We start from the raw sequence: 12,078 nt of genomic DNA, 5'->3' as shown, positions 1-12,078 counted from the left end.
CCGGTTGCCGGCTGTGATGCGGACAACACAGGAGAAGCGGATGCTGGGCACCTTGATCGTGGGTTTGCTGGTCGGACTGGCGGCACGCCGGCTGCACCCGGCAGGGCGCGTGGTGACCCTCCCGGCCGCGCTGGTGCTGGGCGCGGCGGGCGCGGCGGCGGCTTTCTACACCGGCCGCGCGCTGCATTGGTTTGTCGACGGCCAGCTCAGCAGCTGGCTCGCGGTGATCGCCGGGTCGGCGCTGCTGGTGGGCTTCTGGGGCACGGTGCGGCCGCGCGGACGGTAAATACTGAACCGACTTTCCGGTCAGGAATCTGCACGCGGCTTGATCCCGGTCAGTCTGCCGCCTTGCCTGGCGTCAGGCCCTCGCGGCCAGCAGGCGGCGCAGCACCCCGCTGGAATAGTGGCTGGCCACGTCGGTCAGGAATGCCGAGAAATCCACATGCGCGGTGTCGTCGGCGCGGTCCGAGATGGTCCGCATCACCGCGTAAGGCACGCCATATTCATGGCAGACCTGCGCCACCGCCGCGCCTTCCATTTCTACCGCCAGCAGGCCGGGCAGCCGCTCGCGCAACTCCGCCACCGCGGCGGGCGAGCCGATGAACTGGTCGCCGCTGGCGATCATGCCCCGGTGCAGGGTCGGCGCCGCGACGCCAAACTTCTCGCGCACCGCGCGCGGCACGTCGACGGCCAGGTCGTCGCGCAGGAAATCTGCCGCGGCGGCATGCAGCTCGGCCGTCAGCGCCGCATCGGCCGGGAATTCGGCGCGCTCCAGCAGCGGCACTTCATGGCGGCCGAAGAACGGGCGCGCGTCCAGGTCATGCTGCAGGGTGCGATCGGCGATGACGATGTCGCCCACCTGCGTGGCCGCGCCGATGCCGCCGGCCAGGCCGGTAAAGACGATCTGCGTGGCGCCCAGCTCGCGGATCAGCGTGACCGTGGTGGCCGACGCAGCCACCTTGCCCATGCGCGCCAGCACCAGCACGCACGGCTGCCCGTACAAATGGCCGCTGTAGTAGTCGCGCATGCCGATGGTGCGTACGGTGGCGCGGCTGTCGTCATGGCGCATGGCGGCGACAAGGCCATCGACTTCATCGTGGATGGCGGCAAGGATTCCGAGGGTCATGGGGCGTGGGCAACTTGGACAAGGGCCACAGCATACCCGGCCCGCGCAGGCCGGGCCTGGATGGAGCGCGAGCGCACGCCCCCTCCCACGCAACAGGTGCGGCCCAGGTATCACTTTGCTAAAGTCGCCGTCATTCCAGCACGCAAGGGCGAGCATGCAAGCAACCCGCATCGGAGCAAATGGCCCGGACCAAGAAGCCGTTGGCGAGCGGCGCGCCATCCGCCAGGCGCTGGCCCACTGGCGCGCGCTGGGCCGCCTCGCGCCGGCGGCGGTGGCGGCGCCGTGGGCGCGCACCGAACCGGACGCCGCGGACTGGCGCCGCTGGCTCGATACCGCGCTGATGGCGCTTGGCACAGCGCTGCTGTGCGCCGGCGTCATCGTGTTCTTTGCCTTCAACTGGCAGGACCTGCACAAGTTTTCCAAGTTCGGCCTGCTGGCCGGCGCGATCACGCTGCTGGCCGGCCTTGCCTGGCTGCGCCCGGCGGGCGATGCCGTCGGCCGGGCCGCGCTGGGCGGCGCGCAGGTGGTGGCGGGCGTGCTGCTGGCGGTGATCGGCCAGACCTACCAGACCGGCGCCGACCCCTGGCAACTGTTCGCGCTGTGGGCGCTGCTGGCGCTACCGTGGGCGCTGGCGGCGCGCGCGGCGCCGCACTGGTGGCTGGTGATCGTGGTCGGCAACCTTGCGCTGCTGCGGTACTTCAGCCTCCGCTTCGGCGTCGACGGCGTGTTCTCGCTGCTGTTCGATTCGCGTCACGTGCGCACCGCCACGCTGGCCTTGCTGGGCGCGGTGGCGCTGCAGCTGGCGCTGTGGCAGCTGCTGTGCGCACAGGCGCCTGCGCTCGGCTTCCGCGGGCTGACCGGCGGCCGCATGCTGGCGGCGCTGGCGTGCCTGCATGCCGGCTCGCTCGGGCTGGCCAGCCTGCTGCGCAGCGACTTCGACGGCGCCGCCTTCGCGCTGGCGGTGCTGGCGCTGGCCGCGCTGGTCTGGTGGTTCCGCTGGCATGCCTTCGACATCGTGGTACTGAGCCTGGCCTGCCTGACCGGCATCGTGCTGGCCGTCGCGGCCATTGCCAAGGTGCTGTTCGAGGGCAAGGACGATTTCGGCGCCTTCCTGCTGCTTGGCCTGCTGACCATCGGCCTGGCCGCCGCCGCGGCCGCGTGGCTGATGCGGGCCTGGCGCAGCCAGCTGGAGCAGGCATGAGCAACGTATTGCAGACCGAGCAACGGCTCTGGCAGCAGCTCGCCGCACGCGGCGAGGTACAGGGCGAGCCGCCCGCGCATCCCCACACGCCGTGGGCGGTGCGCTGCCTGATGGGCGCGGCGGGCTGGCTGGGCGCCTTGTTCTTCCAGTTCTTCCTGGTCGGCACCGTGTTCGTTGCCGCGCGCGAGAACGGCGTGGCGATGGCCGTCACCGGGCTGGCCATGATTGCGCTGGCCGCGTTGCTGTACTGGCGCGGCGGTGGCATCGCCGCTGGGCAGTTCGCGCTGGCGGTCAGCCTGAGCGGGCAGGGCATGGCCGTGTTCGGCCTGACCGAGGCGCTGGGCTTCACGCGCGTGGCCGAGAGTGCCGGCTTCTGGGCCGCACTGGCGCTGTTCGAGGCCGCGCTGGCCTGGCTCGTGCCCAACCGGCTGCACCGGCTGCTGTGCGGGCTGGGCGCGTGGATCGGGCTGGCCGGCGCGGTGCATCTCGCCATGGCCGGCGGCAAGCCGGAGGACTGGCTGTTGCTGACCTGGTCGCTCGGCTGGCTGGTGCCGCTCGGCGCTGCCCTGGCGGCCGGCTTCACGCTGGCCGAGGCGCGCCTGTGCGCGGACGGCCGCCATGCGCTGCTGGAACCGCTGGCCGACGCGACGCTGCTGTTCACGCTGGCGGCGGCGCTGGTCGTTACCGGCATGAGCCACCCGCTGGCCTGGCTGGAGGGGCCGGAAGCGGCGCGCATCCCGCTGGCGCACTGGGCCGCGGGCGGACTGCTCACGGTGATGCTGGCCGGCTTCGCGCTGGTTGAATGCCGCCGCCTGGGGCTCGGCCAGGCCATGCAGGGCGCCGTGCCGGGCGGCCTGGTCGCGTTCGGCGCGCTGATGGCAGCGGCACCCGCGGTCGTGGCCGGCGTACTCGCGCTGGGGCTGGGGCTGCGGCGGGCGTCGATGCCGTGGCTGGGGCTGGGCGTCACCAGCATCGCGATCGGCTTTATCTGGTACTACTCGGCGCTGCACTGGACTCTGCTTGCCAAGTCGGCCACCCTCGCCGCCGCCGGCGCCCTGCTGCTCGCCGGCCGCTACTGGCTGCTGCGCCGCGCACAGATGGAGGCCGCATGAAACGCTGGATCCTGATCGCCTGGGCGCTGACGCTGGCGCTGGCCGCCGTCGGCATCGCCGGCAAGGAGCGCCTGCTGGCGCACGGCGACGTCGTCTTCCTCAGGCTCGCGCCGGTCGATCCGCGCTCGCTGATGCAGGGCGACTACATGGCGCTGAACTTCGACATCGGCAACCAGATCCGCGCCGCCCGGGCTCAGGACGCCCAAGTGCCGCGCGACGGCGTCGCCGTGATCCGCCGCAATGAACAGGGCATTGCCAGCTTCGTGCGCGTGCACGGCGCCGAGCCGCTGGCGCCGGGCGAGCAACTGCTGCGCTACCAGACCGCGCGCTCGCGCTGGGGCGGCATGCAGGTGCAGGTGTCGACCGATGCGTATTTCTTCCAGGAGGGGCAGGGCGAGCGGTTCGCGCAGGCCGAGTATGGGGAGTTTCGCGTGGGGGCGGACGGGCAGGCGCTGCTGGTGGGGTTGCGGGGGAAGGGGATGGAGAAGTTGTAAAGTCCCCTGTCCTGTCGCATCAAATTTGAATGCACTCGTCAATGCAGGGCTTCCGCTGCTAGCAGAATGGCCATCGAAATCATCAATCCGCCCCCAATGATGTTGAAGAGCCTTAGCCTTTTCCCGCTGAATAATGTGCTCGAACTCGCGACATGAGCGGCGGCGACCCACGCCGCATCTATGACCAGTCCCAGGCCAATCGGTATCAGTGAAAAAACTAGCAAGTAGGCGATCGGACTTTCCGCCCCGTCGCCCATAAAGCTGGGGACTATCGAGCCAAACATAATCAGTGCTTTTGGATTGGTCGAGCCCACGATGATTCCTGCAACCAATGATTGCTGGCTCTTTTGGGGATTGCTTTTTCCTCCTACCAGCATAGGTCTGGAAAAGAGCAAATATTGAAAGCCGATGCCTAGCAAGACTACGGCACCTAGCAGTCGAATGAAAATCAAGACATGGTCGGAGCGCATCAGCAGCGAGCCGATTCCCATCGCTACGATCACAGCAACACAATAGGTCCCGATCGCATTGCCGATCACACCCCGTAACGCATTTCTCCGTCCCACTGCTATCGTTTGCCCGACAAGGAACATGATGCTCGGGCCTGGCACGGCGATCAGCACAGCGGAGGTCAGCACGAGCCCCAGAACGCCATTGAATGCAGTTAGCTCTACAGGCATGGATAGTCCTTTCTATCGACCTGGCTCAGGTCGGCGTCACGCTGTTCATCAGTCATTCTTCCCCGGCTTGTGGCCGGGGAGAAGGTCTTGGAGTTGTGCTCTCATAAGCAACGCCAGGGTTGGCTGCACTCGCAGTGTCTCGGCAACTTCTTAATAGCGCACTCGCTGGGCGTGATTTTTACGAGCGAAATTAGTTGGCCGCATACAGGATGGCGGTCCCATTGTCCGCCGACACTCATGCTGGACAGCGCAGAAGGAAATGAATGTGAGATGAGTCCCCAAAGCAGTACTGAAATTTCCGAACTTGCTTGGGATGTGACTGTGCCGCTGCCGTGAGGAAAAAAAGCCCAGCAGTTGCTGGGCTTTTGGTTGGTTTCGAGATGTCGTGAGACATCCCGAATCAACAGCTTTGGCTTAGACGTTGAACAAGAAGTTCATCACATCCCCATCCTTCACCACATACTCCTTCCCTTCCGCCCGCATCTTGCCGGCTTCCTTCGCGCCGGTCTCGCCCTTGAAGCTGATGAAGTCTTCATAGGCGATGGTCTGCGCGCGGATAAAGCCGCGTTCGAAATCGGTGTGGATCACGCCGGCTGCCTTGGGGGCGGTGTCGCCGACGTGGATGGTCCAGGCGCGCACTTCCTTGACGCCGGCGGTGAAGTAGGTCTGCAGGCCGAGCAGCTTGAAGCCGGCACGGATCACACGGTCCAGGCCGGGTTCTTCCATGCCCAGGTCGGCCAGGAACTCCGCCTTGTCGGCGTCGTCGAGGTCGGCGATCTCGGCTTCGATGGCGGCGCAGACGGCGACCACGGGGGAATCGGTCTGCTTGGCGTATTCGCGCACCGCGTCCAGGTGCGGGTTGTTGTCGAAACCATCCTCGCGCACGTTGGCCACGTACATGGTTGGCTTGGCGGTGATCAGGCAGAACGGGCGGATCGCATCCCACTCTTCGGGCGCCAGGTCCAGGGTGCGCACGGCCTTGGCCTGGTCCAGCACGGACTGGGCCTTTTCCAGCACGGCGACCAGGCGCTGGGCTTCCTTGTCGCCGGCGCGGGCCGGCTTGACGTAGCGCGCCAGCGCCTTCTCGACGGTGGCCAGGTCGGCCAGCGCCAGTTCGGTGTTGATGACTTCGATATCCGACAGCGGGTCCACACGGCCGGCCACGTGGATCACGTTGTCGTCCTCGAAGCAGCGCACCACGTGGGTGATGGCATCGCATTCGCGGATATTGGCCAGGAACTGGTTGCCCAGGCCTTCACCCTTGGAGGCGCCCGCCACCAGGCCGGCGATGTCGACGAACTCGACCGTGGCCGGCAGGATGCGCTCCGGCTTGACGATCTCGGCCAGCTTCGCGAGCCTCGGATCCGGCACCTCGACCACGCCCACATTGGGCTCGATGGTGCAGAAGGGATAGTTTTCGGCGGCGATGCCGGCCTTGGTCAGGGCATTGAACAGCGTGGACTTGCCGACGTTGGGCAGGCCGACGATGCCGCATTGGAGGCTCATGGTTTGGTCTTCGGAATCAATGGGTTGCGTGATGCCACCGGGTCCGCGCAGCCGTCGCGGGCGCGGATCGCGCGCTGCCGCCAGGGGAGGGCTTCGGGACGAGACAAAGACATCACATCGCGCGGGCTCGGCGAGGTTGCACGCCTTTGCCACGGAAAACCGCAATTGTAACCTTTTGGGGGCAGGGCACGGTGGAGTGACAGGGCGGCCTGGCAAACAAGACGGCCAAGGGGTCAGCCTTGGCCGTGCATCGTGGACTGGTGCCAGATCGTCAGGGTAGCGATCAGGCGCCGTCGGCAAATCCGTCCCGCATGTCCGTGGTCTTCGCGCCGTCGGTAAACATGTCGCGCTGGTCCACGGTTCGTGCGCCATCGGTGAAGCTGTCGCGCGTACGCGCGCCGTCGGTGTAGACATCAAACTTCGAAACCTTCGCGCCATCCGTGTAGACGTCGCGAGGACCGGTACCCCCGAATGCCGTGCCCATGGCTCCAGCGGCAGCGACGGCAATCAATAGTGATTGTTTAATCATTGGTCCACCTCCCTTCAGGTGGTGAGTTCCCCGGCCAGAAACATTTCGTTTCAATATAGGCCCGAGCCCATCCGCGGGCGGCAAGGCCCATCCTATTGTTTTGTTCTAAGGCTTATGACCTGCGGATATAAGGATCGGGCCAACCAGATGGGTACTGTCGGAGGGTTGCCCGTATGTGTCCGATGCGCTGGGCGGGCCACTTTCGCACGGGCGGACCGGCTTGGACGGGGCTTCGGAGTGACGTGGCTATAATCCAGCCATGACCCGATCCCACGCGTCCGCGCGACCTGCCGCGCGCAAATCTTCCGCTTTCCAGGTTGCCGTCGTCGGTGGCGGCATCGTCGGCAAGTCCTGCGCGCTGCTGCTGGCCCAGCAGGGCATGGACGTCGCGCTGATCGCGCCGAAGCCGGCGCGCGCCGCCGCCAGCGCCGGGCCGGATGACTGGGACAGCCGCATCTACGCCTTCTCCGCCAGCTCGCAAGCGCTGCTCGAACGCATGCGCGTGTGGGAGGCGCTGGACCCGGCGCGGATCCAGCCGGTGCGCGACATGCGCGTGTTCGGCGACGTCAGCGCCGCCGAGACCTCGCCCAGCTTCGACGGCGACCTGCATTTTTCCGCGTATGCCGCGGCGGTGCCGCAGCTGGCTTGGATCATCGAGTCGCGGCTGGTCGAGCGCGCGCTCGACACCGCGCTCGGCTTCCAGCACCAGGTGACGTGGCACGACGGCACCGCCAGCGTGTGCGAGCGCGACCCCGACGGCATCACCCTGACGCTGGACAACGGCGGCAAGGTGCGCACCGCGCTGGCGATCGGCGCCGACGGCGCGCGCTCGTGGCTGCGCCAGCAATGCCATATCGGCGTCAGCACGCGCAAGTACCGCCAGCTTGGCGTGGTCGCCAATTTTGCGTGCGAGCGGCCGCACCATGAAACCGCCTGGCAGTGGTTCCTGGGCGCGCCGGAAAAGCTGATGGCCGACGAGGAGCCCGCCAACGGCGAGGTGCTGGCCATGCTGCCGCTGCCGGACAACCATGTGTCGATGGTCTGGTCCGCCGACGAGGCCCACGCGCGCGAACTGCTGGCGCTGTCGCCCGAGGCGCTGGCCGCCACGGTGATGCAGGGCGCCAGCGGCGCGGTCGGGGCGCAGTTCGGCACGCTGCGCTGCGTGACCTCTGCGCAGGGCTTCCCGCTGGTGCTGCAGCGTGCCGACCAGTTCGTGCAGCCGCACGTGGCGCTGGTAGGCGACGCCGCCCACGTGGTGCATCCGCTGGCCGGCCAGGGCATGAACCTGGGCCTGCGCGACGTCGCGGAACTTGGGCGCGTGATGGCCGACAAAGAACCTTTCCGCAGCGAAGGCGACCTGCGCCTGCTGCGCCGCTACGAGCGCGCGCGCGCCACCGACCTGTTGTCGCTGACCGCCGCCACCGACGGGCTGCACCGGCTGTTCTCGCTGCCGGGCAGCGTGGCGCGGGTGGTGCGCAATACCGGCATGCGCGCGGTCGGCGGACAGACGCTGCTCAAGCGCTTGCTGATCGGGCGCGCGCTCGGCTAGGTTCGCACGCACTGTCCGCTCCCCCGTACGCCCCCTTACCGAATCCCCTGGAGTCCACATGTTCCCATCCCTGCGCCGCCGTCCCGCCCTCTACGCCACGCTCACCGCCATCGCCGGCGGGCTGGCCGCGGCCGGCTTTGCGCTGCACGCCATGGCGGCGGGCGAGCCCGGCACCGACCGCATCAAGGAGTCGCTGCAGAAGATGCTGGGCGGCCGCGCCGAAGTGAAGAGCGTCGGCAAGACCCCGGTGCCGGGCCTGTTCGAAGCCAATATCGGCGGCCAGGTGGTGTACACCGATGCCACCGGCCGCTACATCCTGAACGGCGAGATGATCGATACCCGCACCGGCACCAACCTGACCGAGGAGCGGCTGGCCGAGATCAACCGCATCAAGTGGTCGGACCTGCCGCTGGCGCGCGCGATCAAGTGGTCCAAGGGCGATGGCAGCCGCCAGATCGCGGTGTTCTCCGATCCCAATTGTGGCTACTGCAAGCGCATCGAGCAGACCTTCCAGCAGATGGACAACATCACCGTGTACACCTTCCTGTACCCGGTGCTGTCGCCGGATTCGGAGACCAAGTCGAAACAGGTCTGGTGCGCGGCCGACCGCACCAAGGCCTGGCGCGACTGGATGCTCAAGCAGGTGGCGCTGACCGGCAACGGCAGCTGCAAGACGCCGCTGGAAGAGAACCTGGCCTTGGGCCACAGCATGAACGTGACCGGCACTCCGGCGGTGTTCTTCACCGACGGCACCCGCATCCCCGGCGCGGCGGACGTCGCCACGCTGGAACGCAAGCTCGCCAGCATCAAGAAATAAACGTGCGCCGGACCTGTCCCGGCTCGAGCGACGGCCGGACCTGTCCGGCCGTTGTGCTTTCTGCCTTTCCCCTCATTGCATGCGATCGCCGCCAGGCGACCAAGGAGACACCATGACTTTCCAGGCAGTGCTGCTGACCCAGGCCGACGGCGCCACCCAGGCCAACCTGGCCACCCTCGACGAAGCCCAGTTACCGGCCGATGGCGACGTGCTGGTTGCCGTCGATTACTCCACCATCAACTTCAAGGACGGCCTGGCCATCACCGGGCGCTCGCCGGTGGTGCGCAAGTGGCCGATGGTGGCGGGCATCGATGGTGCCGGCACGGTGCTTGAGTCCGCGCACCCGCGCTGGAAGGCCGGCGACAAGGTGGTGCTGAACGGGTACGGCGTGGGCGAGACCCACTGGGGCTGCCTGGCGCAGCGCGCGCGCCTGAAGGGCGACTGGCTGGTGCCGCTGCCCGCCGCCTTCACCACGCGCCAGGCCATGGCGATCGGCACCGCGGGCTATACCGCGATGCTGTCGGTGCTGGCGCTGGAGCGCGGCGGCGTCAACGGCCCGGTGCGCCCCGGCGACGGCGAGGTGCTGGTGACCGGGGCCTCGGGCGGGGTCGGTTCGGTGGCGATCGCGCTGCTGAGCAAGCTGGGCTACCAGGTGGTGGCTTCCACCGGCAAGACGCGCGAGGCGGATTTCCTGAAGGCGCTGGGCGCCGACGACGTGATCGACCGCGCCGAGCTGGGCGTGCCCGGCAAGCCGCTGCAGAAGGAACGCTGGGCCGCGGTGATCGATTCGGTCGGCTCGCACACGCTGGTCAATGCCTGTGCGCAGGTGCGCTACGGCGGCGTGGTGACGGCGTGCGGGCTGGCGCAGGGGCTGGACTTCCCGGGCTCGGTGGCGCCCTTCATCCTGCGCGGCATCACGCTGCATGGCATCGACAGCGTGATGGCGGCGATGCCGCTGCGCGAACAGGCCTGGCAGCGCCTGGCCAGCGACCTGGAGCCGGACCGGCTCAATGCGCTGACGCGCGAGATCGGCCTGGGCGAAGCCATCGACGCCGGCCGCAAGATCATGGAAGGCGCCATGCGCGGGCGCGTGGTGGTGGATGTGAATCGCGGCTGAGCAGCACCAGGCCGCTTTGCCGGCCTTCCCCCGCGCCTCCCCGCGTCGGCGCTGCATGCAGCGCCGACGTTACAATCCTGCCCATGACGCCGATCCGCTACGCCATCGCCCCGCTTCAGCCTGAAGCGCACCTGTTTGCCGTTACCGTCACCGTGAGCGAGCCCGATCCGGCCGGGCAGTGTTTCTCGCTGCCGGCGTGGATTCCCGGCAGCTACATGATCCGGGACTTCGCGCGCAATATCGTGCGCATCCGCGCCGACGCGGGCGGGCGCGAGGTCAGGCTGAGCAAGCTCGACAAGCAGCGCTGGCAGGCCGCGCCCGTCGCCCTGGCCGACGGCCCGCTGACGCTCAGCTACGAGGTCTACGCCTGGGACCTGTCGGTGCGCGCCGCGCACCTGGACACCACCCACGGCTTCTTCAACGGCAGCTCGGTGTTCCTGTGCGTGGAGGGGCAGGCCGAGCGGCCCTGCACCGTCGACATCCACGCGCCCGCGGGCGAGGCCTACCGCGACTGGCGCGTGGCCACCGCCATGCGCGAGGCGCCGGGACGCGACGGGGCCAAGCGCTATGGCTTCGGCCGCTACCTGGTGGCCGACTACGACGAACTGGTCGACCACCCGGTCGAGATGGGCACCTTCCAGCTGGCCAGTTTCCGCGCCTGCGGCGCGCAGCACGACGTGGTCTTCACCGGGCGCGTGCCGCAACTGGATCTCGAGCGCGTGTGCCGCGACCTGAAGCGCATCTGCGAGACCCAGATCCGGCTGTTCGAGCCGCGCACCGCGCAGGCGCCGTTCCTGGACAGCAACCGCCGCTACGTGTTCATGACCATGGTCACCAGCGATGGCTACGGCGGCCTGGAGCATCGCGCCAGCACCGCGCTGATCTGCTCGCGCAACGACCTGCCAGTGCGCGGCAACAGCGAAACCAGCGAGGGCTACCGCACCTTCCTCGGGCTGTGCAGCCACGAGTATTTCCACACCTGGAACGTCAAGCGCATCAAGCCGGCCGCATTCGTGCCTTACCGGCTGGCGCAGGAAACCTACACGCCGCTGCTGTGGCTGTTCGAGGGCTTTACCAGCTACTACGACGACCTGGTGCTGGTGCGCTCGGGCTGCGTCACCGAGGCGCAGTATGTCGAGATGCTGGCCAAGACCTGGAACGGCGTGCTGCGCGGCAACGGCCGCACCAAGCAGAGCGTGGCCGAAAGCTCGTTCGATGCCTGGACCAAGTACTACCGCCAGGACGAGAATGCGCCCAACGCCATTGTCAGCTACTACACCAAGGGCGCGCTGGTGGCGCTGGCGCTGGACCTGACCATCCGCGACAAGACCCGCGGGCGGCGCTCGCTCGACGATGTCATGCGCGCGCTGTGGCGCAGCTATGGCCGTGGCTTTTATGCGCCGGACGCGGTGCAGCGCGGCGTGACCGAGGCCGAGGTCCATGCGCTGTTCGATGAAGTCACGGGCCTGCGCATGGGGCCGCTGCTGCGTGCGCTGACCGAAGGCACCGGCGAGTTGCCGCTGCCGCCGCTGTTCAAGGCGTTCGGAATCAAGGCCGAGGCGCAGAAACCGGCGCGCACCGCCGCGCTGGGGATCAAGGTCAAGACCGAAGACGGCTGGGTGCGCGTGACCCAGGTGCTCGACGGCGGCGCCGCGCAGGCCGCAGGGCTGTCCGCAGGCGACCTGCTGGTTGCCGTCGACGGCGTGCGCATGGCGCCGGGCCAGCTCGACAAGCTGCTGGCGCGCTACCGCCCCGGCGACCGCATCGAGCTGCACGCCTTCCGCCGCGACGAGCTGCAGGCGCTGCCGGTGACGCTGGCGCGCGAGCCGGCGGCGCAGTTCAAGCTCAAGGCGGAGGGCGGGCGGCATGCGGCGCGCTCGCGCTGGCTGGGCCAGTGAGCTAGTCTTCTTTCGCCGCGACACCAGACCACGCCACCGCTGTCCACCG

Annotated in this window: 12 protein-coding genes; 8 read left to right on the top strand and 4 right to left on the bottom strand. The window is 68.2% G+C overall.

The features are described from left to right. Window positions 1–40 precede the first annotated feature (40 nt). The gene (locus U9J39_RS18920; protein WP_115710994.1) at window positions 41–286 is read left to right on the top strand and encodes a hypothetical protein; all 246 of its coding nucleotides are present in this window, start codon (window positions 41–43) and stop codon (window positions 284–286) included. A gap of 72 nt (window positions 287–358) precedes the next feature. On the opposite strand, the gene U9J39_RS18915 is transcribed toward U9J39_RS18920, so the two are convergent. After that, complete coding sequence (locus U9J39_RS18915; protein WP_115705009.1) at window positions 359–1,126, bottom strand: 5'-methylthioadenosine/adenosylhomocysteine nucleosidase; 768 nt, start codon at window positions 1,124–1,126, stop codon at window positions 359–361. Window positions 1,127–1,280: 154 nt separating this feature from the next. On the opposite strand from U9J39_RS18915, the gene U9J39_RS18910 reads away from it, so the two are divergent. From U9J39_RS18910 to U9J39_RS18900, 3 genes are read left to right on the top strand one after another with little or no spacing between them, the layout of a single operon-like run. Further along, window positions 1,281–2,327, top strand: a complete 1,047-nt coding sequence (locus U9J39_RS18910) for a DUF2157 domain-containing protein (protein WP_326347760.1) — start codon at window positions 1,281–1,283, stop codon at window positions 2,325–2,327. Continuing rightward, window positions 2,324–3,439 (top strand): DUF4401 domain-containing protein, encoded by a 1,116-nt coding sequence (locus U9J39_RS18905; protein WP_326347758.1) that lies wholly within the window; start codon window positions 2,324–2,326, stop codon window positions 3,437–3,439. Before U9J39_RS18910 ends, U9J39_RS18905 begins: the two co-directional genes overlap by 4 nt. Then, complete coding sequence (locus U9J39_RS18900; protein WP_326347757.1) at window positions 3,436–3,933, top strand: GDYXXLXY domain-containing protein; 498 nt, start codon at window positions 3,436–3,438, stop codon at window positions 3,931–3,933. Before U9J39_RS18905 ends, U9J39_RS18900 begins: the two co-directional genes overlap by 4 nt. A 38-nt stretch (window positions 3,934–3,971) precedes the next feature. On the opposite strand, the gene U9J39_RS18895 is transcribed toward U9J39_RS18900, so the two are convergent. From U9J39_RS18895 to U9J39_RS18885, 3 genes are all read right to left on the bottom strand, one after another. Beyond that, window positions 3,972–4,613 (bottom strand): LysE family translocator, encoded by a 642-nt coding sequence (locus tag U9J39_RS18895; RefSeq protein WP_326347756.1) that lies wholly within the window; start codon window positions 4,611–4,613, stop codon window positions 3,972–3,974. A gap of 414 nt (window positions 4,614–5,027) precedes the next feature. Next, window positions 5,028–6,119, bottom strand: coding sequence for a redox-regulated ATPase YchF (gene ychF, locus U9J39_RS18890; protein ID WP_115705000.1), 1,092 nt, complete (start codon window positions 6,117–6,119; stop codon window positions 5,028–5,030). A gap of 283 nt (window positions 6,120–6,402) precedes the next feature. Next, complete coding sequence (locus U9J39_RS18885; RefSeq protein WP_115681238.1) at window positions 6,403–6,648, bottom strand: hypothetical protein; 246 nt, start codon at window positions 6,646–6,648, stop codon at window positions 6,403–6,405. Window positions 6,649–6,907: 259 nt separating this feature from the next. Here U9J39_RS18885 and U9J39_RS18880 point away from each other — a divergent pair, with 259 nt between their 5' ends. The 4 genes from U9J39_RS18880 to U9J39_RS18865 all read left to right on the top strand — a co-directional run bounded on the left by U9J39_RS18880 (window position 6,908) and on the right by U9J39_RS18865 (window position 12,029). After that, window positions 6,908–8,197, top strand: coding sequence for a UbiH/UbiF family hydroxylase (locus tag U9J39_RS18880; protein ID WP_115710982.1), 1,290 nt, complete (start codon window positions 6,908–6,910; stop codon window positions 8,195–8,197). A gap of 58 nt (window positions 8,198–8,255) precedes the next feature. Next, window positions 8,256–9,014 carry a DsbC family protein gene (locus U9J39_RS18875; protein WP_115710980.1) on the top strand — a complete coding sequence of 253 codons (759 nt, stop codon included), beginning with the start codon at window positions 8,256–8,258 and terminating at the stop codon, window positions 9,012–9,014. 112 nt (window positions 9,015–9,126) lie between these two features. After that, on the top strand, window positions 9,127–10,131 hold the full coding sequence (gene acuI / locus U9J39_RS18870; RefSeq protein WP_115710979.1) for an acrylyl-CoA reductase (NADPH): 1,005 nt from the start codon (window positions 9,127–9,129) through the stop codon (window positions 10,129–10,131). Window positions 10,132–10,214: 83 nt separating this feature from the next. Next, the gene (locus tag U9J39_RS18865; protein WP_115710977.1) at window positions 10,215–12,029 is read left to right on the top strand and encodes a M61 family metallopeptidase; all 1,815 of its coding nucleotides are present in this window, start codon (window positions 10,215–10,217) and stop codon (window positions 12,027–12,029) included. The last annotated feature ends 49 nt before the right edge of the window (window positions 12,030–12,078 follow it).

The sequence above is a fragment of the Cupriavidus sp. SS-3 genome (genome assembly GCF_035818815.1).
Lineage (GTDB): Bacteria > Pseudomonadota > Gammaproteobacteria > Burkholderiales > Burkholderiaceae > Cupriavidus > Cupriavidus taiwanensis_C.
The sequence above is the reverse complement of the archived record's forward strand: the minus strand, read 5'-3'. Positions and strand labels throughout refer to the sequence as shown.

What these genes read in the sequence shown, in the direction of transcription:
- U9J39_RS18920 (WP_115710994.1), top strand. Translation starts at nt 41, where the DNA reads ATGCTGGGCACCTTGATCGTGGGTTTGCTGGTCGGACTGGCGGCACGC.
- U9J39_RS18915 (WP_115705009.1), bottom strand. Translation starts at nt 1,126, where the DNA reads ATGACCCTCGGAATCCTTGCCGCCATCCACGATGAAGTCGATGGCCTT.
- U9J39_RS18910 (WP_326347760.1), top strand. Translation starts at nt 1,281, where the DNA reads ATGCAAGCAACCCGCATCGGAGCAAATGGCCCGGACCAAGAAGCCGTT.
- U9J39_RS18905 (WP_326347758.1), top strand. Translation starts at nt 2,324, where the DNA reads ATGAGCAACGTATTGCAGACCGAGCAACGGCTCTGGCAGCAGCTCGCC.
- U9J39_RS18900 (WP_326347757.1), top strand. Translation starts at nt 3,436, where the DNA reads ATGAAACGCTGGATCCTGATCGCCTGGGCGCTGACGCTGGCGCTGGCC.
- U9J39_RS18895 (WP_326347756.1), bottom strand. Translation starts at nt 4,613, where the DNA reads ATGCCTGTAGAGCTAACTGCATTCAATGGCGTTCTGGGGCTCGTGCTG.
- ychF (WP_115705000.1), bottom strand. Translation starts at nt 6,119, where the DNA reads ATGAGCCTCCAATGCGGCATCGTCGGCCTGCCCAACGTCGGCAAGTCC.
- U9J39_RS18885 (WP_115681238.1), bottom strand. Translation starts at nt 6,648, where the DNA reads ATGATTAAACAATCACTATTGATTGCCGTCGCTGCCGCTGGAGCCATG.
- U9J39_RS18880 (WP_115710982.1), top strand. Translation starts at nt 6,908, where the DNA reads ATGACCCGATCCCACGCGTCCGCGCGACCTGCCGCGCGCAAATCTTCC.
- U9J39_RS18875 (WP_115710980.1), top strand. Translation starts at nt 8,256, where the DNA reads ATGTTCCCATCCCTGCGCCGCCGTCCCGCCCTCTACGCCACGCTCACC.
- acuI (WP_115710979.1), top strand. Translation starts at nt 9,127, where the DNA reads ATGACTTTCCAGGCAGTGCTGCTGACCCAGGCCGACGGCGCCACCCAG.
- U9J39_RS18865 (WP_115710977.1), top strand. Translation starts at nt 10,215, where the DNA reads ATGACGCCGATCCGCTACGCCATCGCCCCGCTTCAGCCTGAAGCGCAC.